The sequence below is a fragment of the Streptomyces sp. NBC_00620 genome, assembly GCF_026341825.1.
Lineage (GTDB): Bacteria > Actinomycetota > Actinomycetes > Streptomycetales > Streptomycetaceae > Streptomyces.
In genome coordinates this window covers 633540-658118 of sequence record NZ_JAPENY010000003.1, presented here as the reverse complement: position 1 = coordinate 658118, position 24579 = coordinate 633540, and the positions used below count along the sequence as shown (strand labels likewise).

The 24579-nt window shown below is 70.4% G+C and carries 24 protein-coding genes; 15 read left to right on the top strand and 9 right to left on the bottom strand.

Going from position 1 to position 24579, the window contains the following annotated elements; translation table 11 throughout:
• Nucleotides 1–71: 71 nt before the first annotated feature.
• From OG246_RS34285 to OG246_RS34265, 5 genes are read left to right on the top strand one after another with little or no spacing between them, the layout of a single operon-like run.
• Entirely contained in the window at nt 72–1427 is a 1356-nt protein-coding gene (locus OG246_RS34285; protein ID WP_266472394.1) for an L-fuconate dehydratase, read from the top strand.
• Nucleotides 1424–2179, top strand: a complete 756-nt coding sequence (locus OG246_RS34280; protein ID WP_266472392.1) for an SDR family NAD(P)-dependent oxidoreductase — start codon at nt 1424–1426, stop codon at nt 2177–2179. Before OG246_RS34285 ends, OG246_RS34280 begins: the two co-directional genes overlap by 4 nt.
• Nucleotides 2176–3165, top strand: a complete 990-nt coding sequence (locus OG246_RS34275; protein WP_266472389.1) for an aldo/keto reductase — start codon at nt 2176–2178, stop codon at nt 3163–3165. The genes OG246_RS34280 and OG246_RS34275 overlap by 4 nt, the downstream gene beginning before the upstream one ends.
• On the top strand, nt 3162–3476 hold the full coding sequence (locus OG246_RS34270; RefSeq protein WP_266472387.1) for an L-rhamnose mutarotase: 315 nt from the start codon (nt 3162–3164) through the stop codon (nt 3474–3476). Before OG246_RS34275 ends, OG246_RS34270 begins: the two co-directional genes overlap by 4 nt.
• The gene (locus tag OG246_RS34265) at nt 3473–4312 is read left to right on the top strand and encodes an amidohydrolase (protein ID WP_266472385.1); all 840 of its coding nucleotides are present in this window, start codon (nt 3473–3475) and stop codon (nt 4310–4312) included. Before OG246_RS34270 ends, OG246_RS34265 begins: the two co-directional genes overlap by 4 nt.
• Nucleotides 4313–4323: 11 nt before the next feature.
• On the opposite strand, the gene OG246_RS34260 is transcribed toward OG246_RS34265, so the two are convergent.
• Nucleotides 4324–5745 carry a lipase maturation factor family protein gene (locus tag OG246_RS34260; RefSeq protein ID WP_266472383.1) on the bottom strand — a complete coding sequence of 474 codons (1422 nt, stop codon included), beginning with the start codon at nt 5743–5745 and terminating at the stop codon, nt 4324–4326.
• A gap of 118 nt (nt 5746–5863) precedes the next feature.
• Between OG246_RS34260 and OG246_RS34255 the strand changes: the two genes are divergently transcribed.
• The 3 genes from OG246_RS34255 (at nt 5864) to OG246_RS34245 (ending at nt 10260) form a co-directional block, all read left to right on the top strand.
• Nucleotides 5864–7192, top strand: coding sequence for a DUF6777 domain-containing protein (locus OG246_RS34255; protein WP_266472382.1), 1329 nt, complete (start codon nt 5864–5866; stop codon nt 7190–7192).
• 84 nt (nt 7193–7276) lie between these two features.
• Nucleotides 7277–9352, top strand: coding sequence for a SpoIIE family protein phosphatase (locus OG246_RS34250; RefSeq protein ID WP_266472380.1), 2076 nt, complete (start codon nt 7277–7279; stop codon nt 9350–9352).
• A 47-nt stretch (nt 9353–9399) separates the two neighbouring features.
• A complete protein-coding gene (locus tag OG246_RS34245) occupies nt 9400–10260 on the top strand; it encodes an Fpg/Nei family DNA glycosylase (RefSeq protein WP_266472377.1) in 861 nt (286 codons plus the stop codon).
• Nucleotides 10261–10283: 23 nt separating this feature from the next.
• Here OG246_RS34245 and OG246_RS34240 read toward each other — a convergent pair whose 3' ends face one another.
• The 3 genes from OG246_RS34240 to OG246_RS34230 form a co-directional block, all read right to left on the bottom strand.
• The gene (locus OG246_RS34240; RefSeq protein ID WP_266472375.1) at nt 10284–10946 is read right to left on the bottom strand and encodes an anti-sigma factor; all 663 of its coding nucleotides are present in this window, start codon (nt 10944–10946) and stop codon (nt 10284–10286) included.
• A 189-nt stretch (nt 10947–11135) separates the two neighbouring features.
• Nucleotides 11136–11651: a hypothetical protein gene (locus tag OG246_RS34235; protein ID WP_266472372.1), complete on the bottom strand. Its 516-nt coding sequence runs from the start codon at nt 11649–11651 to the stop codon at nt 11136–11138.
• Nucleotides 11652–11784: 133 nt separating this feature from the next.
• Entirely contained in the window at nt 11785–12333 is a 549-nt protein-coding gene (locus OG246_RS34230) for a sigma-70 family RNA polymerase sigma factor (RefSeq protein ID WP_266472369.1), read from the bottom strand.
• A gap of 261 nt (nt 12334–12594) precedes the next feature.
• Here OG246_RS34230 and OG246_RS34225 point away from each other — a divergent pair, with 261 nt between their 5' ends.
• Nucleotides 12595–13746 carry a CapA family protein gene (locus OG246_RS34225; protein ID WP_266472366.1) on the top strand — a complete coding sequence of 384 codons (1152 nt, stop codon included), beginning with the start codon at nt 12595–12597 and terminating at the stop codon, nt 13744–13746.
• A 42-nt stretch (nt 13747–13788) separates the two neighbouring features.
• Here the strand turns inward: OG246_RS34225 and OG246_RS34220 are convergent, their stop codons facing one another.
• The gene (locus tag OG246_RS34220; protein ID WP_266472364.1) at nt 13789–14253 is read right to left on the bottom strand and encodes a universal stress protein; all 465 of its coding nucleotides are present in this window, start codon (nt 14251–14253) and stop codon (nt 13789–13791) included.
• Between the two features lie 179 nt (nt 14254–14432).
• Between OG246_RS34220 and OG246_RS34215 the strand changes: the two genes are divergently transcribed.
• Nucleotides 14433–15278, top strand: a complete 846-nt coding sequence (locus OG246_RS34215) for a polysaccharide deacetylase family protein (RefSeq protein WP_266472361.1) — start codon at nt 14433–14435, stop codon at nt 15276–15278.
• A gap of 36 nt (nt 15279–15314) precedes the next feature.
• On the opposite strand, the gene OG246_RS34210 is transcribed toward OG246_RS34215, so the two are convergent.
• On the bottom strand, nt 15315–15980 hold the full coding sequence (locus OG246_RS34210) for a class F sortase (RefSeq protein WP_266472359.1): 666 nt from the start codon (nt 15978–15980) through the stop codon (nt 15315–15317).
• 332 nt (nt 15981–16312) lie between these two features.
• On the opposite strand from OG246_RS34210, the gene OG246_RS34205 reads away from it, so the two are divergent.
• Complete coding sequence (locus OG246_RS34205; protein WP_266472355.1) at nt 16313–16801, top strand: hypothetical protein; 489 nt, start codon at nt 16313–16315, stop codon at nt 16799–16801.
• A 102-nt stretch (nt 16802–16903) separates the two neighbouring features.
• Here the strand turns inward: OG246_RS34205 and OG246_RS34200 are convergent, their stop codons facing one another.
• The 3 genes from OG246_RS34200 to OG246_RS34190 all read right to left on the bottom strand — a co-directional run bounded on the left by OG246_RS34200 (nt 16904) and on the right by OG246_RS34190 (nt 19042).
• Nucleotides 16904–17437 (bottom strand): hypothetical protein, encoded by a 534-nt coding sequence (locus OG246_RS34200; RefSeq protein ID WP_266472352.1) that lies wholly within the window; start codon nt 17435–17437, stop codon nt 16904–16906.
• Between the two features lie 238 nt (nt 17438–17675).
• Complete coding sequence (locus OG246_RS34195) at nt 17676–18440, bottom strand: DUF4239 domain-containing protein (protein ID WP_266472348.1); 765 nt, start codon at nt 18438–18440, stop codon at nt 17676–17678.
• Nucleotides 18441–18454: 14 nt separating this feature from the next.
• Nucleotides 18455–19042 carry a hypothetical protein gene (locus tag OG246_RS34190; RefSeq protein WP_266472346.1) on the bottom strand — a complete coding sequence of 196 codons (588 nt, stop codon included), beginning with the start codon at nt 19040–19042 and terminating at the stop codon, nt 18455–18457.
• Between the two features lie 277 nt (nt 19043–19319).
• On the opposite strand from OG246_RS34190, the gene OG246_RS34185 reads away from it, so the two are divergent.
• The 4 genes from OG246_RS34185 to OG246_RS34170 all read left to right on the top strand — a co-directional run bounded on the left by OG246_RS34185 (nt 19320) and on the right by OG246_RS34170 (nt 24557).
• Entirely contained in the window at nt 19320–20252 is a 933-nt protein-coding gene (locus OG246_RS34185) for an SCO0930 family lipoprotein (RefSeq protein ID WP_266472343.1), read from the top strand.
• 413 nt (nt 20253–20665) lie between these two features.
• Nucleotides 20666–21478: an SAM-dependent methyltransferase gene (locus OG246_RS34180; RefSeq protein ID WP_266472340.1), complete on the top strand. Its 813-nt coding sequence runs from the start codon at nt 20666–20668 to the stop codon at nt 21476–21478.
• A complete protein-coding gene (locus OG246_RS34175) occupies nt 21475–23610 on the top strand; it encodes a bifunctional diguanylate cyclase/phosphodiesterase (RefSeq protein WP_266472338.1) in 2136 nt (711 codons plus the stop codon). The genes OG246_RS34180 and OG246_RS34175 overlap by 4 nt, the downstream gene beginning before the upstream one ends.
• 167 nt (nt 23611–23777) lie before the next feature.
• Nucleotides 23778–24557, top strand: coding sequence for an SDR family NAD(P)-dependent oxidoreductase (locus tag OG246_RS34170; RefSeq protein WP_266472335.1), 780 nt, complete (start codon nt 23778–23780; stop codon nt 24555–24557).
• Nucleotides 24558–24579: the final 22 nt, after the last annotated feature.

Here is a 24579-nt window from a genome sequence, read left to right as displayed (position 1 = left end):
AACCCCCAGGACTGACGCCTAGGCCCCGCACGGCCACCGAGGATCCCCTGCCACCGATCGAAAGGCCTTCCGTGTCCCCGACCCCCGCCCGCATCACCGCGGTCGACACCTACGACATCCGTTTCCCCACCTCGCGGGAGCTCGACGGCTCCGACGCGATGAACCCGGACCCCGACTATTCGGCGGCGTACGTCGTGCTGCGCAGCGACGCGGCCGACGGCGTCGAGGGGCACGGCTTCACCTTCACCATCGGGCGGGGCAATGATGTCCAGGTCGCCGCGATCGACGCGCTGCGCGGGCATGTGATCGGACGGTCCGTCGACGAGCTGTGCGCCGACCCGGGCTCCCTCGGGCGCGACCTGATCGGCGACAGCCAGCTGCGCTGGCTCGGCCCCGAGAAAGGCGTGATGCACATGGCGATCGGCGCCGTCATCAACGCCGTATGGGATCTGGCGGCCAAGCGCGCGAACAAGCCGCTGTGGCAGCTGCTCGCCGACGCCGAACCCGAATGGCTGGTACGGCAGGTCGACTTCCGGTACATCACGGACGCGCTCACCCCCGACGAGGCGCTGGATCTGCTGCGCCGCGGAAAGCAGGGCGCCCAGGACCGGCAGGCCCGGCTCGTCGAGCGAGGCTTCCCCGCCTACACCACCTCACCCGGCTGGCTCGGCTACAGCGACGAGAAGCTCACCCGCCTCGCCGCCGAGGCCGTCGCCGACGGCTTCACCCAGATCAAGCTGAAGGTCGGCGCGGACCTGACGGACGACGTACGCCGCTGCCGAGTCGCCCGTTCCGTGGTCGGCCCCGACATCCGCATCGCGATCGACGCCAACCAGCGCTGGAACGTCGACGAGGCCATCGCCTGGACGAAGGCGCTCGCGGAGTTCGAGCCCTACTGGATCGAGGAGCCGACCAGCCCCGACGACGTCCTCGGCCACGCCGCCATCCGCAAGGCCGTCGCACCGGTCAAGGTCGCCACCGGCGAGCACGTCCAGAACCGCATCATCTTCAAGCAGCTCCTCCAGGCCGGCGCCATCGACGTCCTCCAGATCGACGCGGCCCGGGTCGGCGGCGTCAACGAGAACCTCGCCATCTTGCTCCTCGCCGCGAAGTTCGGCGTGCCGGTCTGCCCGCACGCGGGCGGCGTCGGCCTGTGCGAACTCGTCCAGCACCTCTCCATGTTCGACTTCGTCGCGCTCTCCGGCACCACCGAGGACCGGGTCATCGAGTACGTCGACCATCTGCACGACCACTTCCTCGCCCCGGTGGTGATACGCGAGGGTCACTACACGGCACCCACCGCACCGGGCTTCTCGGCCACCATGCGGCCCGAGTCCATCGCGGAGTTCACCTTCCCCGACGGCACCTTCTGGGCCGCCGACCTCGCCGAGCAGTCACTCACCGACCCGAAGGGAGCAGCGGCATGACGGACTTCGAGGGGCTCAAGGCGCTTGTCACGGGCGGGGCCTCCGGCATCGGCCGGGCCACCGCAGACCTCCTGGCCGCCCGAGGAGCCCAGGTCGCGGTCCTCGACCTGGACCTGTCGTCCGTGGAGAAGCCGCTCCTCGGCTATCGCGCCGACGTCACCGACGACGCGTCCGTGCGCGAGGCCGTGGCCGCCGCCGTCGCCGAACTCGGAGGACTCGACGTCCTGGTCAACAACGCGGGTATCGGCGCCGCGGGCACCGTCGAGGACAACGAGGACGAGCAGTGGCACCGGGTCCTGGACGTCAACGTCGTCGGCATGGTCCGTACGGCGCGCGCGGCCCTGCCCCATCTGCGCGCCTCCGAGCACGCGGCGATCGTGAACACCTGCTCCATCGCCGCCACCGCCGGGCTCCCGCAACGCGCCCTGTACTCCGCCTCGAAGGGCGCTGTCCTCTCCCTCACCCTCGCCATGGCCGCCGACCACGTCCGCGAGGGCATCCGCGTCAACTGCGTCAACCCCGGTACGGCGGACACCCCATGGGTCGGCCGACTCCTCGACGCGGCGACCGACCCCGCCGCCGAACGCGCCGCGCTGGAGGCCCGCCAGCCCAGCGGCCGTCTCGTCTCTGCGGCCGAAGTCGCGGGCGCCATCGCCTACTTGGCGAGCCCGCTGTCCGGCGCCACCACCGGTACGGCCCTCGCCGTCGACGGCGGCATGCAGGGGCTGCGGCTGCGTCCGGCGGGCCAGTGAGCACCCTCGGGAAGAGCGGCGTCGAGGTCAGCCCTCTGTCCTTCGGCGCCGCCGGCATAGGCAACCTGTTCACGGCGGTCCCCGACGAGCAGGCGCAGAAGGCCCTCGACGCCGCCTGGTCGGGCGGCATCCGCTACTTCGACACGGCCCCGCACTACGGCCTCGGCCTCTCCGAGCGACGCCTCGGCGCGGCCCTGCGCGACCGCCCACGCTCCGAGTACGCCGTCTCCACCAAGGTGGGCCGACGTCTGGAGCCCACGGACGGCGCTGACGGCGACGACCTGGCGGACGGTTTCGCCGTGCCCGCCACCCACCGTCGTGTCTGGGACTTCAGCGCGGACGGCATACGGCGCAGCCTGGACGCCAGCCTCGAACGGCTCGGCCTCGACCGCGTGGACGCCGTCTACCTCCACGACCCGGACGACCACGCCGAGCAGGCCTTCCGCGAGGCCTACCCGGCCCTGGAGAAGCTGCGCGCGGAAGGCGTCGTGGGCGCGATCGGCGCGGGCATGAACCAGACCGAGATGCTGACCCGCTTCCTGCGCGACACGGACGTCGACGTCGTGCTCTGCGCAGGCCGGTACACACTGCTCGACCACCGGGCACTGACCGATCTGCTGCCGACGGCACAGGAACGCGGCAGGTCGGTCGTCATCGGCGGCGCCTTCAACTCCGGCCTGCTCGCCGACCCGAAACCGGGAGCGACGTACAACTACGCCGCAGCTCCACCCGAGTTGCTGGACCGCGCCCTGCGCCTGAAGGCCATCGCCGAGCGGCACGGCACGACCCTGCGCGCCGCAGCCCTGGCCTTCCCGGCCGCCCACCCGGCCGTGGCGAGCGTCCTCGTCGGCGCCCGCTCGCCGCACGAAGTCCGGGACTGCGCCGAGCAGTTCGCGACACCGGTGCCCGCGGCCTTCTGGCAGGAACTGCGCGCGGAAGGCCTGCTGCCCTCCGATGCGCCCGTACCCGTACAGGAGCCGTCATGAGAGTCGCCCTGCACACCAAGGTCCGCGCGGACCGCATCGTCGAGTACGAAGCCGCCCATCTCAAGGTCCCCGCCGAACTGACCACCGCGATCCGCGCCGCCGGAGCCACCTCCTGGACGATCTGGCGCAGCGGCACCGACCTCTTCCACCTCCTGGAGTGCGAGGACTACGGGAAGATGCTCGCTGAGTTGGAGAAACTGCCGGTCAACATCGCCTGGCAGGCCAGGATGACGCAGCTCCTCGACGTCGTGCACGACTATTCCGGCGAGGGCGCCGAAGCGAGCCTGCCCGTTGTATGGGAGCTGCCATGACCATCGACGCCCACCACCACGTCTGGGACCTCTCCGTCCGGGACCAGGACTGGATCACCGGACCCGAACTCCAGTCCTTGAGGCGGAACTTCACCGTCGCGGACCTCGAACCGGAGGCGCGGGCCGCCGGTGTCGACCGCACCGTCCTCGTGCAGACGATCACCGTGGCCGCGGAGACCCCGGAGTTCCTCGCCCTCGCGGCGGAGAGCGAGCTGATCGGGGGAGTGGTGGGGTGGACCGACCTGACCGCGCCCGAGGTCGCCGACGAGCTCGCGCGGCTGCGGGAGCTGCCGGGCGGCCGGTATCTCAAGGGCATTCGCCATCAGGTCCAGGGTGAGCCCGACCCTGAGTGGCTGCTGCGTCCGGACGTACGGCGGGGACTCGCCGCCGTCGCGGAGGCGGGGCTCGTCTACGACCTGATCGTCCAGCCCCACCAACTGCCGTCCTCCGCCGAAGCAGCGGCAGCCCTGCCCGAACTCACCTTCGTGCTCGACCACTTGGGCAAGCCGCCCATCGCCGCCGGAGACCTCGAACCCTGGGCGTCCGGCGTCCGTGCCCTCGCCGCCCTCCCCAACACGGTGTGCAAGCTCTCGGGCATGGTGACGGAGGCGGACCTGGGGAAGTGGACCGTCGATGACCTGCGCCCGTACGCCGACACGGTCCTGGAGGCCTTCGGCCCAAGCCGCCTGATGTTCGGCTCCGACTGGCCGGTGTGCACGCTGGCGGCGACCTACGGTCAAGTGGCCGAGTCCACGCGGGAGTTGACCGCAGGTCTCGGTGACGACGAGCGCGATCAGGTCTTCGAGGGCACCGCCACCCGCGTCTACCGCCTCTGAGCCACAGACGTCTACCGCCTCTGAGTCAGGGAGTCGAGCCGCGTAGGCGGCAGAAAATCGCGCACATACGTCCGGTGCCAGCACGCACCCGTCTCCCGCAGCTCGCGCCAGGTCGTGTAGCGGTAGCGGTAGAGGCGGGCGCGGATGTAGCGGGGCGGGCTGTCGGCGGGGAACGGGGAGCGGCGCAGCAGTCGTAGCGTGTCTCGGTCGTTCTCCAGGAGCCGCTCCACCAGACCCGCGAACCAGGATTCGGCGTACGCGGGGGAGAGCGCCGCGAACCACATCATCCAGTCGAGGCGCAGATGGTACGGCGCGAACTGGCGCGGCCAGTACCGCGGATCGCCCGGCTTGCCCTTGAACTCGTACTCCCGCCAGTCCGAGTCCTCCCGAGGCGGGTCGTCCGCGGTGCCCTCGACGATCACCTCGTGGCGCAGCCGGCTGACGCTGCCGAACGCCCCGTAGGTGTTCACCAGATGGAGCGGGTCGAAGGAGCAGTTCATGACCTGTCGCCGGGAGAGCATGTTGCGGACCGGGCGGTAGCTGAGGGCCAGCAGCGCCGTGGCCACGGCGAGGACCACGACCTCGTACCAGATCGGTGTCCCGGACACGTCCGGTGCGGTGGTGGGGAGTTCGACCGCCGACAGGGCCAGCACGATCGTGATCCAGTTCAGCCAGGAGAAGTTGCCCGACAGGACCAGCCACAGCTGGGTGAGGATCATCAGCGAGGCGGCGGCCGTGGCGATCGGCTGCGGGGTGAACAGCAGGACGGGAAGGGCGAGTTGGGTGAAGTGGTTGGCGGCCACCTCGACACGGTGGAAGGGCTTGGGGAGATGGTGGAAGAACCAGCTCAGCGGGCCCGGCATCGGCTGGGTCTCGTGGTGGAAGTACAGGCAGGTCAGCTTCCGCCAGCACGCGTCGCCCCGCATCTTGATCAGCCCGGCGCCGAACTCGACGCGGAACAGCACCCAGCGCAGCAGGAAGAGGACGACGATCGGCGGGGCCACCTCGTCGTTGCCGAGGAAGACGGCGAGGAAACCCACCTCCAGGAGCAGTGACTCCCAGCCGAACGAGTACCAGGTCTGGCCCACGTTGACGATGGACAGATAGAGCACCCACGGGACCAGCCACAGCAACATGCCGCCCCACAGCGGCAGTAGTGAGTCCATTCCGGCGATCAGCGCCACCGACACCGCGCAGCCCGCCCAGGACCAGACCGCGAAGAAGCGGTCCGAGTAGTGCAGTTGGAACACGCTCGGCGCCCGGCGGAACGGCACCCGTGCCACGAAGCGGGGGACCGGCAGCATCCCGCGCTCCCCGATCAGCGCGCGGAACTGCAGCGCCGCGCCCAGGAACGCGACGAGGTACACCACGGCGAGCGCCCGCTGGAAGACCAGCCGGCTCAGCCAGTACTCGGGTGCCGTGAACCACTCCACGCCGCACCACCCCTCTCCCTCCCATTGTGACGCTCGGTGACCTTCCTCCGCTTGCGTGGTCCAAGTGGGTGACGCAGACAATGGTGGACGAATTGCCCGGGATGGACGGGAGAACGCGGTGCGCACACCCACCAGAACCCTCGTCACGGCCTGCGCGCTCTCGGCGGCTTTCCTTGTCGCCGGGTGCGGTGGGGACGACGGCGACAAGGACCAGACGTCCGGCGGATCCAGCGGTGAGCTGTTCCTCGAGCCCATCGCGGCTCAGGGCTCCGGCCCCTTCACGGACTCCACCGCCGCCTCCACCGCGACCCCGCCGCCCGTCACCCGAACGCAGCAACCGACGCCCACCGGCGGCGCCTCCGCCACGCAGGGCGCGCGCAAGCTCTCGGGCTCCACGCCGGGCCTCTACGGCGGCGTCCACTCCGCCGGGAGCTGCGACGTCGAGAAGCAGATCGGCCTCCTCACCGCGGACCGGGCCAAGGCCCGCGCGTTCGCGCAGGTCACCGGCGTCTCGCAGGCCTCGGTCCCGAGCTTTCTGCGGGGTCTCACCTCGGTCGTGCTGCGTGCGGACACACAGGTCACGAACCACGAGTTCAGCGATGGCCGGGCGACCGGCCACCAGTCGGTCCTTCAGGCGGGTACCGCCGTCCTCGTCGACAACCGCGGGGTGCCCCGCGTCCGGTGCGCCTGCGGAAACCCGCTGAAGCCGCCCGTCGAATCCAAGGTCGAGTCCAAGGGGGCACCGGGCACCCGCGGGCGGGCCTGGTCCGGGTACCGGCCCAGCGAGGTCGTCGTCGTGACCCCGGCGACCACGGTGATCACCAACATCACGATCATCAACATCGTCGACAACACCTGGATCGAGCGACGGACCGGCGACGACGGCCACCACCACGACCACGTCGTACCGCCGCCGGACGACTGGACACGGTCCCCGGACCCCGAGGATTCCTCCTCGGGCGCCCACCCGAGGGAGGACGGCACCCGGCCGGACGAGTCGGCGTCCGACTGCGTGACGCCGACCGTGACCGTGGCACCGGGGGAGACCGAGAGCGCTCCGGGCGATCCGGCCGACCGCGCTCCGGTCGAGCCCGCGGACTGTGCCACGGCCACCGTCACCGCCCCGCCCACGACGGATCCCGGGAGCACGCTGACGCCCTCGGACGAGAGCACCACTCCGGAGTCGGGGACGGACACAGGCACGATCACGCCCGATCAGTCCACCCCCGAGATCCCGTCGGCACCCGAAGACTCCTCGACGCCCGAGGAACCCTCCACCCCCGACGAACCCTCGTTCCCCCTCGACTCGACCACATCGACCGAGGAAGTCGGCCCGGAAACCGTCCCGGAAAGCCCGGACCTGCCGGACGGCGGCGGTCTGATCCCCGACGACCCGACCACGTCGGACAGCATCTTCGACGCCGCGACCGACATGTCCGGCAGTTGAGAGCCCGCCCGGCCGTGGAGCGCGGCACCGGGCTCCACGGAGGCCGGAGTCGAATAATCGTGCAAATCCTGGCAAAGTGGCCCCATGGTTGATCGGGGAGCGAGCGCCCTGTCACTCCCGGACGACTGGCCCGCCCACCCGGATCCGATCCTGGCGCTCAACCGCATGGGCAGCTTCGACTGGGACCTGGACTCCGGGCTGTTCCAGATGGACGCCCAGGCCCACGAGGTCTTCGACGTGCACCCCGAGGAATACGACGGGCACCCGGAGACGCTGGCCATGCGCGTGCCCCCGCCCGAGGCCATACGCCTCGACACCCTGGTCTCCCAGGCGCTCAAGGACGGCAGCGAGAACTACGGCGCCTACTTCCGCATCCGCTGCAGAGACGGCACGCTGCGCTGGACCCACACCCAGGGCTACATCCGCCGCGACGAGACCGGCAGGCCCCGCCGGATCATCGGCATCGTGCGCGACGCGACGCAGGAGCTGAACGAGCGCGCGGCGCGCCGTGAGCAGGCCGCCCATTTCCAGGCCAGGCGCCAGCAGACGAGCGTCGTGCAGCTCACCACGGCGGCACTCGCCCACGCCCGCACCGTCCAGGACGTGATCGACGTCCTGGAGGACACCCACGGCCTCACCCACCTCGGCGCGACGAGCCTGGTCATGGGCCTGGTGGAGGCCGGCCGCATCAACATGGTCGCCGCGGGCCCCCAGGACAGCTATGTGCCGGGCACCCGGATCACGCGCATGGACGCCCAGTACCCGATGAACGAGGTCGTACGGACACTGGTGCCGCACTTCATCGAGTCGCCGGAGGAGTTCGCCGAGGCGTATCCCCTGCTGTGGCCGCACATCACCGACCTGAAGATCACCTCGGCCGCGTATCTGCCGCTCATCGTGCAGGCCCGGCCCATCGGCGCGATCGGCCTGCTCTACAACGACCGGCACGGCTTCTCAGAGGAGGACCGCAACGTCCTCCTCGCGCTCGGCAGCAGCATCGCGCAGAGCCTCCAACGGGCCATGTTCTACGAGCAGGAGAAGGACCTCGCCAAGGGTCTCCAGCAGGCCATGCTGCCGCGCTCCATCCCCAGCGTGCCCGGCGCCGACATCGCCGTCCGCTACCGCTCCGCCTCCCTCGGCAGGGACATCGGCGGCGACTGGTACGACGTGATCCCGCTGCCCGGCGGCCGCGTCGGCGCCGTCATCGGCGACGTACAGGGCCATGACACGCACGCCGCCGCCGTCATGGGCCAGCTGCGCATCGTGCTGCGCGCCTACGCCGCCGAGGGCCACACCCCCGCCACCGTGATGGCCCGCGCCTCCGTCTTCCTGAAGGAACTCGACACCGAACGCTTCGCGACCTGCCTGTACGCGGAGGCCGATCTGTCCACCGGCGTCGTCCAGCTGGTCAGGGCCGGCCACATGGACCCCCTGGTCCGGCAGCCCGACGGCACCTGCCGACGACAGCCCGTGGAAGGGGGCTTGCCGCTGGGCCTGTCCGCCGACTTCGGGCGCCTCGAGTACCCGGTCAGCACCTTCGAGCTGGACCCCGGCCAGACGCTGATGCTGTACACCGACGGCCTGGTCGAGCAGCCCGGCATCTCCCTCGGCGAAGGCGTGCGCACCCTCAGGGAGCTCGTCAGCACCGGCCCGGACGACGTCCACGACCTTGCCGACCGGCTCATCGAGGTGGCCGAGGACCGCGGTGGCGACGACGATGTCGCGCTGCTGCTCCTGCGCCGCCGCGGCCTCACCACCCACCAGACCGGCGGCAGACTCCAGCAGCATGTCGCGGCCGGCGACCCCGAGGCGCTCGCCGCGGCCCGGCACATGATCCGCGCCGCCGTCGACGCCTGGGGCGCAGGGGAGCGTGCCGACGAGATCGAGCTGGTCGCCGACGAAATGATCACCAACGCCCTGCTGCACACCGAGGGCTCCGCCGTCGTCACCCTGCGCGTCCTGACCGGCTCCGACCGCAGACTGCGCGCCGAGGTCGAGGACTCCTCCAGCGCCCTGCCGCGCCGCCGCGAGGCCGGGGAGTCCGGTGTCTCGGGCCGCGGCCTCCTTCTCGTCGACCGGCTCACCGATGTCTGGGGCGTGGAGGCCCGCGGTGGCGGCAAAGTCGTGTGGTGCGAGTTCATCGTTCCGGAACGGGACTGACCACCGGTCCACATCGTGTCGTCGGCACCTGGTGGCACTCTGGACCTATGCCGGAACTGCCCGAGGTCGAAGCACTCAAGGACTTCCTGGCCGACCACCTCGTCGGCCGTCAGGTCGTGCGCGTGCTGCCCGTCGCCATCAGCGTCCTGAAGACGTACGACCCTCCCGTCACCGCCTTCGAGGGCCGCGAGGTCACGGCCGTGCGCCGGCACGGCAAGTTCCTCGACATCGAGGCGGACGGCCTGCACTTCGTGACGCACCTGGCCCGCGCGGGCTGGCTGCAGTGGAAGGACACGCTGCCCGACGGCCGGCCCCGCCCCGGCAAGGGCCCGCTCGCACTGCGCGTCGCCCTGGAGACCGGCGAGGGCTTCGACCTCACCGAGGCCGGCACCCAGAAGAAGCTCGCCGTGTACCTCGTAAGGGACCCGGCGGAGATCCCCGGCGTCGCCCGGCTCGGCCCCGACCCGCTCGCCGAGGACTTCGACGAGGTGCGGTTCGCCAAACTGCTCGAAGGCGAGCGGCGCCAGCTGAAGGGCGCGCTGCGCGACCAGAGCCTCATCGCGGGCGTGGGGAACGCGTACAGCGACGAGATCCTGCACGCCGCCCGGATGTCGCCCTTCAAGCTCGCCGCCACGCTGAGTCCCGAGGAGACACGGCGCCTGTACGAGGCGCTGCGCTCCACGCTCACCGAGGCCGTCGAGCGCTCCCACGGAGTGGCGGCCGGACGCCTGAAGGCGGAGAAGAAGAGCGGACTGCGGGTGCACGGCAGAACGGGCGAGCCCTGCCCGGTCTGCGGCGACACCATCCGGGAGGTGTCCTTCAGCGACTCCTCGCTGCAGTACTGCCCGACCTGCCAGACGGGCGGGAAGCCGCTCGCGGACCGGCGGATGTCAAAGCTCCTCAAGTAGGCGTCCGCCGACCGGACTTGGCGTCAGCTTCCGGTGCCGGGCTTGAGCGTCACGAGGCGCTCGCCCTCCGTCGTGCGCACCTCGTACCGGCTGATCTCCTCGGACTGCAACGCGGCGCCGCCCTGCATGCTGGCGGCCTCGCCGTTGTTGTCCCCCTGCGCCATCCAGCTCGTCACCGTCTGCTCGGAACCGTCCTTGCCGATCACGACGAGCTGACAGGCGCGGGGGCCTCCCAGGTCCTTGACCTGTACGTCGACCTCACTGCCCCAGGCCCGGTCCTCGGACGTGACCTGGGCCCAGACGCCGGTCTCCGTGTCGGTCGCGGCGATCAGGGTGCTCGGTGAGCCGTCCGCCGTCACGATCGCGATCGCGGGCCCGCCCGCCGCGAACACGACGGAGGCGGCCACCGCGTACAGCCAACGCCTGCGCCCGGCCCGGTGCCGGTTCGCCACCTCGCCGAGCAGCCGGTCCAGAAGCCTGGGCCCGGGGGCGGCGAAGGGGTGCACGGAGCGCGGGGTGGCCCGGCGGTACAGCATCAACTGCCGTGCCGCAGGCCGGAATTCACTCACATGGGCGGCGCACTGAGGGCACTCCATGAGGTGATCCTCGAAGCGGAAGGCGTCCGCCTCATTCAGCACGCCGAGCGCGTATGCGCCGACGTCGCGATGCCGTTCCAGGGACCTCATACCGATTACCGAATCCTCGTGACAATGGTGGCGATGGTGCGGGGTGGGGTGGTGTTGCTGTTGCCCACCGATACGCACCGGACCGCCGAATCACTCAAGACCCGTTCGGAATAGCGGCCAGGACATTCGGAGTGAGAGGGCCCGCGGATTGGTGCGGGCCGGAAAAAGTTTGGCGCCCTGGCCGGACGGTCAGAAGAGATGGATCGCCAGATGCCCCAGCGGCAGTCCCAGCCGCCAGGCAGGCGTCCACACCTTCGGGCCGTCGTCCTCGCCCGGGACCGGCCCGCCACCAGGCACGGCGTCCAGATCCGGGGCGAGCAGCTCGGTCTCCTCCAGCCAGCGCCAGGCCGCCGAGGCCAGCTCCAAGTCCGGGTCAGGGGCGCCCGATTCGACGGCCTTGGCCGCGAGCCGCGCCATGTGCTCGCGCACCCAGTCCCGCCACGGCTGGTCGTACGCCGTCAGCGAAAGCCAGGTCTCCAACTGAGTGATGACCCTGATGCCGGAGAGCTCACCGCCGGCGTCGGACAGGAAGATGGTCAGCGCCAGGGCATCCCGCCCGGCGCGGAACTCGAAGGATGTGGGCGGCATCAGGTCGCCGGTCCGCAGCAGTTCGTCGGCGATGTACTCGGCGTACAACCAAGCCATGGGGACGGTGAGTTCACCACCGCCGGTGCCGTCCGTGCTCTCTTGACCTCTGTGCAGCATCCCTTCCGCCTTCCTCCGGTGCGTGCGCGTCGCCCGACCCCGGGCTCCAGTCCGGAACACGGATGAAGACAGCAGATTGCTCAACCATGGTCCTCGGCAGGCGCTTTACCGAGGCTTGACTCGACCTTTGGTTTCACCGCAGGTCGGCCGCATAGCCCGGAAGCACCCGGCGCAGGGCGCGCAGCGCGTAATATGCGCGAGACTTCACCGTACCGGGCGGAATCCCGAGGGCCGCGGCGGCCTCCGCCACACTCGCCCCCTGGAAGTACACCTGCACCAGGACTTCACGGTGCTCGGGAGTGAGTGTCTTCACAGCCTCCCGCACATCGAGCATCGCCGCGGACCGTTCGGCGTGATCGGCACAGACGCGCGCACTGTCCAACACCGCGTCCCCGACCTCCGCGGGCCGCGCCTGACGGGCCCGCCGCGCGTCTATCGCCAGCCGCCGCGCCACGGTGAGCAGCCAGGGCCGTACGGAGTCGAAGTCGTCGGCACGCAACGCCTCGGGGTGCTGCCAGGCGCGTACGAACGTCTCCTGCACCAGATCCTCGGCGCGCTGCCGGTCGCCGTCGGAGAGTCGCAGCAGCAGCGCGAAGAGGGGCCGGCCGTGATCGCGCTGCAACGCGGCCAGCTCGTGCTCGGCGGTCGTCCCGCGGGTGATGGTGGTGGTTCCGGCCGTCATGGCGTGTATGCCAGCCGGTGCCGCTCCGCGGGGACAGGGTCGGCGCACGGTTGTGCGCTGGGCGGTCGAAGCCGTCGGTGAACGGTGCGGTGAGCGGTTCATCGGGGCTCTGGGTTGCTGCCCCCGGACCCGCGTTCGCCCGAAGGGCTCGTCCTGGAACGCCGGACTGGCTGAAGGTCTGCGTTGCTCCTTGACTCCTGGCCGCTCCTGTACGTGGATTCTGACACTTCATACGTAAATATGACTAAAACGAGGTTGGGTATGACCCCACGCCGGCGACAGACCACCCTTGCCCTCGCGGCCGTACTCGTCGTAACGGGCTGTCAGGCCGCCCAGGACCCACCGGACCCCGGGCCGAGCGGCCGGCCCGCGGCACCATCCGACCCCCGCGGGTTCACCCTCGTCGCCTCCGGTGACGTACTGCCGCACACCTCGATCATCGAACGGGCGCAGGCGGACGCGGGCGGCAACGGATACGACTTCCGGCCGATGCTCGCGGGCGTCGAGCCCGTCGTGTCCGGCGCGGGTCTGGCGATCTGTCACATGGAGACCGTGTACGGCGCGGACGGCGACTACACGGGCTACCCGACCTTCAAGTCCCCGCCGCAGGTGGCCGAGGGGCTCGCCGCGACCGGGTACGACGCCTGCTCCACCGCCTCCAACCACACCCTGGACGACGGAGCCGCGGGGATCCAGCGCACCCTGGACGCGCTCGACCGCGCGGGTGTGCGGCACGCCGGATCGGCGCGTACGGAGGCCGAGAGCGGCGCCACGATGATGCGGGCGGGCAGCGCCGAGGTCGCGCATCTCGCGTACACCTACGACACGAACGGCATTCCACTCCCGCAGGGGCAGCCCTGGGCCGTCAACCTCATCGACCCCGACCGGATCGTCGCGGACGCCCGGGCCGCCCGGAAGGCAGGCGCCGACGTGGTCGTCGTATCCCTGCACTGGGGCACCGAATGGCAGGACGAGCCGGACGAGCGGCAACTGACGCTGAGCAAGCAGCTGACCGCCTCCCGCACCAACGGGCGGCCCGACATCGACCTCATCCTCGGCACGCACGCCCATGTCCCGCAGGCGTACGAGAAGGTCAACGGCACATGGGTCATCTACGGCATGGGGGACCAGATCGCCGGCGAGATGTCCAACTACCAGGGCGTCCGGGATCCGCGGGGCAACGAAGGCACCATCGGTCGCTTCACCTTCGCCCCGCCCGCGCGCCAGGGCGCCCGATGGGAGGTGAAGAAGGCCGAGTTCATCCCGCAGGCCTTCGACCTCGACGCCGGTCGCGTGGTCGACCTCAACGCCGCCCTGGCACAGGGGGCCGACGTCGTCGGTGTACGCGACCGGATCCGCTCCGTCGTCCTCAGCCGAGGGGCGGCCCAGGACGGCCTCGTCATGGGGGAGTAGCTCCGCCTGTTCCGACCCGCGGTGTCCGACGTGCCGTAACCGCTACGGCACCACCGTGACCGGCCAGCGCCCGGCCTTCACCAGCCGGATCGCCACCGACCCGATGATCCGGTGCCCCGCCTGCTCGGAGGCGCCCACCACCACGGCGTCCGCCTTGAGCTGGTCCGCCGCCGCCACCAGTCCGTTGTACGGATCGCCGCGGAAGGTGTGGAACTCCCAGCGCACCTCGAATATGCCCTTGAGCCTCTCGGCGGTGTCCCGGATCTGGGCGACCAGGTCCTCGGCGATCTCGTCCGTCGTATCGGCGATCGGCACTCCGAGCGCCGCGCCCGCCGCCATCACAGGCTGGACATAGACGATGGCGAGCAGCGCGTGCTGCCGTCGGGCCAGACCCCCCGCGTACGACGCCGCGCGCATCGAGGAGTCGGAGCCGTCCACGCCGACGACGATGACCTTGGGGCCGTCCGTGCCTCGCTCGAACTGATGCGAGTGCTGCTGTTCCGTCACAGCTGTGAGGCTATCGGAACCCCCAGGTCCGGGAGGCGCACGGGCACGGCCGGGCCGGGTGCCCCGAATTCCCGGGTCTGTTGGTGTGCCGCCGCCGATTTGGTCCAGGTGGGTGCTTTCGTGGGCCCGCACCGGTGTTGCTGAGCTGCGACGCCCCTCAACTGGGTGACTGATGAATCATGAAAAAGGATCAGCTGCTTACCCGGCGCCGGGCGTTGATCGCCGGTGCCGCCGTCCTGGGGGCGGCCGGTGCCGCGGGCACGGCCCACGTCCTCACCACCGAACCGGCCACACACCCGGTACGCAGTGCCCCACCCGCCGCGGGCCCACAGGCACGCCGTGCCCTCAAGCCCTCCTCCTACCGTCTCCAGCCCATGACCGGATACGGCCCGCCGCGCGCCGCGTCCGCGCGGACCCTCGTCCGCCACGAGCCGTTCCTGCGCATGTCCGGGCGCGGCCGCAGCATGGTGCTGACCTTCGACGACGGCCCCGATCCGCGCTACACCCCCGACATCCTGAGCACCCTGCGCGAGTACGACGTGCACGCGATGTTCTTCGTGTGCGGGGAGATGGCCGTCGACAACAAGGACCTGCTGCGCGAGATGGCCGACGACGGACACACCGTCGGCAACCACACCTGGTCCCATCCGCTGCTGACCAAGCTCTCGCGTTCGGCGATCCACTCCGAGATGGAGCGCACCTGCGAGGTCATCGACGACGCCTTCGGTGAGCCGCCCGGCTGGTTCCGCGCGCCCTACGGGGCCTGGAACCGGGCGGCCTTCCAGCTCGGCGCCGAACTGGGGATGGAACCGCTGGCCTGGACGGTCGACACGCTCGACTGGACGTCCCCGGGCACCCGCACCATCGTCAACCGGGTCGAGGACGGTGCCGCTCCGGGCGTCGTGGTGCTGTCCCACGACGCGGGCGGCGACCGCTCGCAGAGCGTACGGGCGCTGCGCACCTATCTGCCGCAACTGCTGGATTCCGGCTACCACATCACCGTCCCGCGACGGCAGTTCGCATAGATCTCTCGGGCTTTCGCCCGCCCGGCCGGGGAGCGCTCAGCGAACCTCGGCCAGGCGGGCGAACACGACGACGTTCCCGTCGTAGCCGTGCTGCTTGGAGAAACCGCCCCCGCAGGTGATGACCCGCAATTCGGGGGCTCCCTTGCTGCCGTAGACGCGGTCCCCGGGGAAGTTGTTCTTCTCGAAGACCTCGATGCCGTAGATCTCGAATACGGCGGTCTTCCCGTCCTTGCGCTGCACCTCGATCCGGTTTCCCTTTTTGAGCGCCCCGAGCCCGTAGAAGACGGCGGGTCCGCGCATGTTGTCCACATGGCCGTCGATCACGGCCGTGCCCTTCTCGCCGGGTGAGACCGCGCCGGTGAACCAGCCCGCGAGATTCGGGTCGTCCGGCGGCGGTGCGTCGACCCACCCGTCCATGTCCAGGCCCACCGGCAGGACCGGAGCGTCGACCCGGATCGCCGGGATCCTGACCCGGTCGGCCACCGAGTACGGCAGCGGTGTCGGCAGATTGGAGAAGGTGCCGCCCGGGGCGCGGCTGCTGTCGGCCGCCGCCGCCGAAGCGGGCTGCGGCGGGCCCACGTCGAACTCACCGGAACCATTCCGAATGAGTGCGAGGCCGGTCAGCAGAACAAGCGCTATCACGCCCCACGGGGCGCGCTTCTTCCGCCGCTCCTCCTCTTCGGCCAGCTCGGACGCAGACATTTGCAATCCCCTCTCGACGCGGCCGTCGCCGCGTCCGTCGCGCATATGAGAACGCTAAGTGCAGCACGCCCGGCGGGCGACGGGGCAAAGGCGAACGGGTGGTGGAGTACGCCCTTCGTGAGCCATCCGAGTTGCCGAGGCCAGGAATTTTCTGACGGTCCGTGACCTGCGGCAATATCCGATTGTGTGGAATTCTCTCGGCGTGTCTTCTCACCAGGACGGACCATTCTCGAAATGCGGCCCTGTGCACGGCATCTGAGGGTCTGTCTGGGAGGCGTTTTCTCGCCGATCGACCGGGGACGGTTCCCGGGGCGCCTTCCGCGGAGGATCACATGCGTACTTCTCGTGCCCTGGCGGTCAGTGCCGCCGCGGTCGCCGCGGTGGGGCTCGCCGCGCCGATGGCCGCGGCGTGGAACAACCCGAGCAACATCGTCGCGATGCCCAGCGTCATCGCCAGCGGCGGTCAACTGACCGTGACCGTCGACGGCTGCCCCACCGGCGGCACCATGACCTCGCCCGCCTTCCGGCAGGCGACCCTCTCCCGGATCACCGGCAGCAACGAGACATCGAGCGGGACGGCGACCATCGACCGGAACGCGCGCCCCGGCTCGTACGACATCTCGGTCAACTGCAACGGGACGGGCACCCTGACCCGTCCCGCGGCCTTCACCGTCATCGGCGGTGTCCGGGGTGGTCTCGGCGGCAGCAGCTCCAGTGGTGCCACGCCCACCGACATGGCGATCGGTGGCGGGCTTGTGGCCGCCGCCGCCGTCGGTGGCGGGGTGTTCTGGATGCGGCGCCGGTCCGAGAAGAGGATCTGACCGGCACTCCGTAACGGAGACTTCGGAAACCGCACGTGACAGCCCTTCGCCCCGGACCCTCTCTCGAGGGTCCGGGGCGAAGGGCTGTGCGGTGCCGTGCCGTCAGGAGTCGTCGGTCGCGCCACGGCGGCGCGACATGTGCCATGCCGCGCCGATGGAACCCGCGATGAGCGCGGCCCCCAGACCGATCTCCTTGAGGTCGAAGCCGCCGACGGTGCCGCCGACACCGGCCCTGACGCCCCGCTGTACGGGGACGGGGTAGTCCGTCTGGTTGGGGGTCCGGCCGGTGGCGATGGTGAGATCCGTGTGACCGCTCACGCCGTCACACGTGAAGGTGACCTCGTACACGGCGCCCGGTTTGGCGTCCCAGTCGACCATCGCCGTGGCCGAGGACTGACCCTTCGGGATGTTGACGGTGTCGAAGACACCCGAGGTGACCGTGGCGCGTCCCTGGCAGCCCCCGTCTCTCTTGAGCAGCAGTGAGACCTGGCCGCCGGCGGCGATGGTCGACGGCTGCACGCTGAAGCCGAACGGGGTGATGTTGTTGTTCTCGTCGCCGGCGAAGGCGGCGGGTGCGGCGAAGGTCAGGGCAGTCACGCCCAGCAGAGCGGCCGAAGCGACGCGTATCGCGCGCATGGTGAGCCTCCAGGTCCCCGAGGAGCCTTGCTGCGGACCTTTTCCGCTTGCGCCAGAAATGCACCTCGATGATCGAAACGCTAGGAAAGGGTGAGCGTGGGCGCGATCGCAGTCGCGCGAATGGGGCAACCGTGTGGGCCGCACAGGGGACGGAGTGCGTGCAGTCGGGGGACGGGCGCGGCGTGGCATCCGTCCCCCGGCCGGGGAGCACTGTCCCGGAGCGCCTGTTGAGGGTCCGTCAACCGGGAAGGTTCGGGAACAGCGCCGTGAACGGTTCCGCCGAGGCCGTGATCCCCCTGCTGTAGGGCGCGTCGAAGTCCCAGATCAGGAAGAGCAGGAAGGCGATCAGCGAGGAGAAGAGCCCGGCGAGGATCAGCTCACGCGTGGTGCGCCGGATCTGCAGCGCGAAGACCATCCCCACGGTGACCACGCCCCCGCTGATCAGACCGAACCACACCACGCCCGGCATGGTCGCCCCGGTCGAGTCGGCGCGGGAGCTCCGCGCGGCGGCGGCCACGGTGACCTGGTCGACGAGGGGCTGGTACGCCTGGGCCTCGAAGTCCGTCTTCGGCTCGTAGTCGGTGACGTCCCCGCGGATGCGCTCGAAGAGCCGGCCGCCCTTGACGGTCACCCGGCCCTGGTCCGACATGGTCTTCCACTCGGTGGTGACGACGTAGCCGACGTACGAGTCGATGTCGCCGCGGATCCGGTCCTGCACGTCGGGCGGGTAGACGCGGACCCGCTCCGAGATCTCGTGCAGGGCCTGGGCCTCCGTCTGCACATGGTCCTGTGCGACGCCGCGGGCCTCCCAGACTCCGGCGATGGCCAGGCCGAGGACGATGGCGTAGACCACGCCGATCATCATCGTCATGTACTCGATCACGTCCGGGGTCTCGGACGGATCCTCGTCCTCGCGGGCCGTGCGATGACGTACGAGGGCCACGATGAGGACGACGACACACGCCGCCCCCATCGCGAGGGCGAGAACAAGCCATTCCGACAAAGATGCCTCCAGAGTCAGCGCGGGCGCAGCGCCGCGACGGCGAGCACCGCGGGCGCGGTGATCAGCAGGGTGAGCGAGACCAGGGACGGTCCACCGCGGGGCGGATGCCGCCGCGCCTGGGCGTGGTACGCCGGATAACTCACCGGGGACGGCGACGGCTTGGGGCGCGCACTCGGAGTGGGCGTCGGCGTCGGCTTGGGTGTGGGAGTCGGCGGTGGCGCGGGCACCGGCCTGGGTGGCGGCGCGACGGGCCGTGGCGCCGGTGCCGGCGGAGGCGGGGACGGGGGAGGCGGCGGAGGTGGTGGTTCCGGCGCGGGTGTGGGTGTTGGCGTGGGTGTGAGGGTGGGTTTGGGCGGCGGCGGGGGCTTGGGGGTCGGCGTCGGCTTCGGGGTGGGCTGCGGCGGGGGAGGTGTCGGGCTCGGGCTGCAGTAGCCGTCGCCGGCGACCGCCACCGCGTCGTTGCCGTCCGGGCCGACGGAGGCGTACGCGCAGGCGTCGGCGACCGCCGGGCCGACCGAGGCCCCGCCGAGGATCCAGGTCAGTGTCAGCAGCGCGAATACCCGTATGACGAGCGCGGATCGGGTCCGCTTGGGTCCATGCACGACGGCGATCATCGGTCGTGTTGCGCCCGCGTACGCGGGAGTGGCCGGGGGTTACCCCGAACGGAGGATGTCCACGGCCGGGTGGTTTGACGGGCTGAGCGGGAAACACCCCCGGAGGCGAACGGGCGTGCGATCCGCGTGGAGGCCCTCGGGTCACAGGGTTCGGAAAGATTTTTGCGAGGCGGTTGAACACTCCCACCACTCCCGCCCGTACCTATGGCCATGCGCGGCGCAGTGGAGCGCTGCAACATCTTTGCCAACAGCGGGAGTTACCAAAATGAAGACCTCCTGGCGGAGCGCCTCACTCGTAGCGACAGCTGCGGCCATGCTGGCGCTCACGACGGCGTGCGGTCAGGAACAGGGCACCTCGACCGTGGGCCAGAACGTGGGCGCCACCGCGGCCGCGGGCGATTACGGACTGAGCAGTCCCAGCCCTGCCGAGGTCGGTGCCCAGGCCGCGACCCAGGCGAAGTCCGCAGGTGCGCTGGCCGTTGCGAAGGACGCGAAGCTCGGCGAGGTCATCACCGACAGTGGCGGCCTCACCCTTTACCGCTTCGACAAGGACACGGCCGAACCGCCGAAGTCGACCTGTGAGGGCGACTGCGCCACGGCCTGGCCGCCGGTTCCCGCCGACGGGGCCACGGCCGCCACCGGTGTGGACGCGGCGCTTCTCGGCGAGGTCACGCGGCCTGACGGCACCAAGCAACTGACCGTGGGCGGCTGGCCGATGTACCGGTACGCGAAGGACACGAAGGCCGGTGACACCCTCGGCCAGGGTGTGGGCGGCACTTGGTTCGCATCGTCCCCTGCGGGCAAGAAGGCGACCCTTGCCGACCTGCCCGGCCTGTCGACCCGCAAGGACGCGAAGCTCGGCGAGATCGTCGTCGACAAGAACGGCATGACGGTCTACCGCTTCACCAAGGACACGGCCTGGCCCGACTCGATCTCGGCCTGCACCGGCGCCTGCCTGGAGAAGTGGCCGGCGGTCGCGCCGGTCGAGGAGGCCGACATCAAGGGCCTCAACATCGACTCGGACGGCCTGATGCCCTTCACCCGGGGCGACGGCATCAAGCAGATGGCCCTCGACTGCTGGCCGATCTACACCTTCACCGGTGACGAGGCCCCCGGAGACACCAACGGCCAGGGTGTGGGCGGCACTTGGTACGCCGTCTCGCCCGAAGGAAAGCTGGTCGGCGCGCCGAAGCAGTAGACAGATCACCTCCCCAGGGTTGATCGCCTCACCAGGACGGCATCGGAACGCGGAAGGGAGTGGACACAGACAGGCCAGAGTGCCGGACGAACGAAAAAGCGCGCGCGACCCAGGTCCGCTCCCTCCGCACCGCACGGGGGGAGCGGGCCCCTTGGCGTACCCGGGCGGGGGAATCCTCGGCAACTCTTCGTAACCTCCGGGAACTTTTTGCAATGCTTCGGATCGATTTCCCGGTTACACCGGACGGCGTTGTTCCAAGGCCGTTCACAGCGGGCCAATTCGGCACTTGCCGGAGGCAGTGACCGGGAACGGACGGTCAATTTCCGTTTTGGCTCGCTCCTTTGGCGGGCGATCAGTAGCCTCAGCTCGAACACCGGATCGCCTACGCCGTCGACTACGCCTTGGAGAGATAGATGGAGCGTCCCGCCTGGGCCCCTCGGAGCATTGACATCTCAGTGCCGAGCGTGTCCCGGATCTACGACTACTACCTGGGCGGTTCGCACAACTTCGAGGTCGACAGGGAAGCGGCCCGCAAGGCCATGGAGTTCATGCCGGGACTTCCCAAGATCATGCAGGCGAACCGGGCGTTCATGCGCCGCGCGGTGCGCTTCGCGGCCGACGAGGGCATCACCCAGTTCCTCGACATCGGTTCAGGCATCCCGACCTTCGGCAACGTCCATGAGATCGCCCAGGCGTCCAGACCCGGCGCGCACGTCGTGTACGTCGACAACGATCCCGTGGCAGTCGCGCACAGCCAGGCCGTCCTGGAGGGCAACGAGGACGCCGACGTCCTCGCCGCCGACCTGCTCAAGCCCCGGGAGATCCTGGCGAGTTCCCAGGTTCAGCGTCTGATCGACCTGAACCGGCCGGTCGCCCTGCTGCTCGTTGCCATACTTCACTTCGTGGAGGACGCGGACGACCCGTACGAGGCGGTGGCCGAGCTGCGCGACGCGCTCGCGCCGGGCAGCCTGTTCGTCGTCACGCACGCCTCGTACGAGGGAATCCCGCTTCCTCGGGAACAGGCCGAGGGCACGGTCGACGTGTACAAGAACATCCGCAACCCGCTGATCATGCGCTCGCGCGAGGACATCGCGCGGTTCTTCGAGGGGTACGACATGGTGGAACCGGGACTGGTGCCGATGCCGGACTGGCGGCCCGACACGGCACGCGAGGACGAGGATCCGTTCTCCTTCTCCGGGTTCGCCGGCGTGGGGCGCACGGCGTGACCGCCGAGCCGGACGGGCCGGAGGACAGACTCCGCAGGTTCGCGACGATCTGGAGCCGGGCGGTCTTTCCGGTCACCTCCACGTCGCTGACCAGGCCGGAGTTCGAGGCACAACTGATGCCGCTCGCACGGCGGTTGAGCGACGCGCTGCTCGCGAGGACCTTCGAGGCCGCCGAGGGCCAGGCGGTCGGCGCCGCGCTCATCGACGCGCACTGCACCGACCCGGAGGCGCTCAGCCGCACCCTCGACTGCGTCGACGCCTATCTGGTCCTCTACTGCGGCGAGGACGGGCCCCAGGAGGCGCTGCGGACCCGCTCGGCGCGGCTGCAGCACGCCATGGCCGCCGGGTTCGCACAGGCGCTGCGGGAGCGGACGCTGGCCGAGCAGGAGGCCATCTCCCGGGCCGCCATGAGCGCGCGCAGTCTGGTGGCTGAGGCGCTGCACGCGAGCGAGGCCCGCTTCCGCGCGGTGTTCGAGGGCGCGGCCATAGGAATCGGCATCGCCGACCTCGAGGGCAACATCCTTCAGGTCAACGGAGCCTTGATGCGTATGTTCGGCGGCTCCGAGCAGTCGATGCGCGGCCGCAAGGTTACGGAGTGGACGCACCCCGACGACGCTCCGCAAGTATGGCCGCTGTACGAGGAGTTGGTACGCGGCGAGCGCGAGCACTACCACGTCGAAAAAGCCTTCTACCGTCCCGACGGTACCGCCCTGTGGACCAACCTGACGGTCTCCCTGCTGCGTGACGCGGACGGCCGGCCGCAGTACCAGCTCGCGCTCATGGAGGACACCACCGAGCGGCGGCTGCTCAATCTGCGGCTGCGCTACGAGGCCACGCACGACGCGCTCACCGGACTGCCCAACCGGACCCTGTTCTTCGAGCGCCTGGAGAAGGCGCTGTCCGCCGGCGAGGGGCAGCGCTTCGGGCTCTGCTATCTCGACCTCGACGGCTTCAAGACCATCAACGACAGCCTCGGGCACGCGGCCGGCGACCGGCTGCTCGTCGAGGTCGCCGACCGCCTGCAGTCCTGCGCGACGGCTCCCGGCGAGATGGTCGCCCGCCTCGGCGGCGACGAGTTCGTGGCGCTGACCACCGGCACCGACACCGAGCGCGAGGTCGACGAACTCGCCGGACGCATCATGAACGCGCTGGTCACCCCGATCAGCATCGACGGGCGTGACCTGACCGTGCGCGGCAGCATCGGCGTCGTCGAAGGTCCCGCCGGAGAACGCGGCCCCGCGGAGGTGCTGCGCAGCGCGGACATCACCATGTACCGGGCCAAGTCCGCGGGCGGCAACCGCTTCGAGCTCGCCGACCCCGAGGCCGACGCGCGTGCCATCACCCGGCACGGGCTCACCACGGCGCTCCCGGCCGCACTGGACCGGGGCGAGTTCTTCATCGAGTACCAGCCCCTCGTCCACCTCGGCGACGGCAGCGTGCGCGGCGCCGAGGCGCTGGTGCGCTGGCTGCACCCGCAGCACGGCGTCCTCGGCCCCGACCGGTTCATCCCGCTCGCCGAGCACACCGGACTGATCGTGCCGCTCGGCCGCTGGGTCCTGGAGCAGTCGGTCCGTCAGGCCCGCCTCTGGCAGGAACGACACGCCGACGCGGGGCCACTGCGCATCAACGTCAACCTGTCGCCGTGCCAGCTGACCCACCCGGGCCTCGTCCAGGACACGGTCGACATCCTGGAGCGGTCCGGGCTCGACCCGGACGCGCTGTGCCTTGAGGTCACCGAGTCCGCGCTGATCGGCGCAGACGACGACCTCCTCAAGCCGCTGCGCCGCCTCGCCGAGATGGGTGTGGACATCGCCCTCGACGACTTCGGCACGGGCTACTCCAACCTCGCCAACCTGCGCCGTCTCCCGGTCAGCATCCTCAAGCTCGACCGGTCCTTCACCCAGAGCATGCAGCAGTTCCCCGCGGACCCGGTCGACCTGAAGATCGTCGAGGGCATCGTCACCCTCGCCCACAGCCTCAACCTCGCGGTGACGGTCGAGGGCGTGGAGACCGGCGCGCAGGCCGAGCAGCTGCGGATACTGGGCTGCGACACCGCCCAGGGCTGGTACTACGCCCGCCCGGGCCCGCCGGAGCGGCTGCACGACCTGGCGTTGGTGGACGCGGTCGGCTGAGCGCTCGCACGCGGCGCGGCCTCCCGGAAGGGAGGCCCGCCGGACCGTGCCGGACTTCGTCACCCGCCCGGCGGACGGGGCGCCCGCCGCCGGGGCACCTCGCGCTCCCGGCCCTTTGTGTGTCTCACTGGTGGAACGCACCTCTCTCAGATGGAGCCGTGGACCGGATGAGCACTGAACTTCAGGGCAGGACCGCCGTCGTCACCGGAGCCAGCAAGGGCATCGGTTTCGCGATCACCGAGGCGCTGGTCGAAGCGGGCGCGACGGTGATAGCCGGCTCCCGCGGCACGACCCCGGCTCTCGACGCGCTGGTCGACAAGGGACACGTCACCTGGGTGCCGGTCGACCTCGCCGATCCTGCTGCCGCGGGGCGGCTGGTCGAGGCGGCGGGCGGGCGGATCGACATCCTGGTCAACAACGTGGGTACGGCCCCCGCCCGCACCGGCGGCTTCCTGTCGGTGACCGACGAGGAGTGGCGGCGCACCGTCGATCTGAACCTGCTCGCGGCCGTACGGGTCACCCGTGCGGCGCTGCCGTCGATGCTGGCCGCCGGGCACGGCTCGGTCGTGACGATCGCCTCGGTCAACGCGACCCTGCCCGACCCCCTGGTCATCGACTACAGCGCGGGCAAGGCCGCCTTGGTGGCGTTCTCCAAGGCCTTGTCCAAGGAGGTCGGCCCGAAGGGCATCCGGGTCAACACCGTGAGCCCGGGCCCGGTGGAGACCGAGTTGTGGCTCGGCGGCGGGGGAGTGGCGGCGTCGGTCTCGGCCGCCGCCGGGATCACCGCCGCCGACGTGGTCGCCCAGGCCTCCGACGCGACCGTCACCGGCCGCTTCTCCAAGCCCGCCGAGATCGCCGACCTGGTGCTCTTCCTCGCCGGGGACCGCGCGAGCAACATCACGGGCAGCGACTTCATCATCGACGGCGGCCTCATCCCCACCTGGTGAAAGGGCCCCGCAAGGGGCGCGG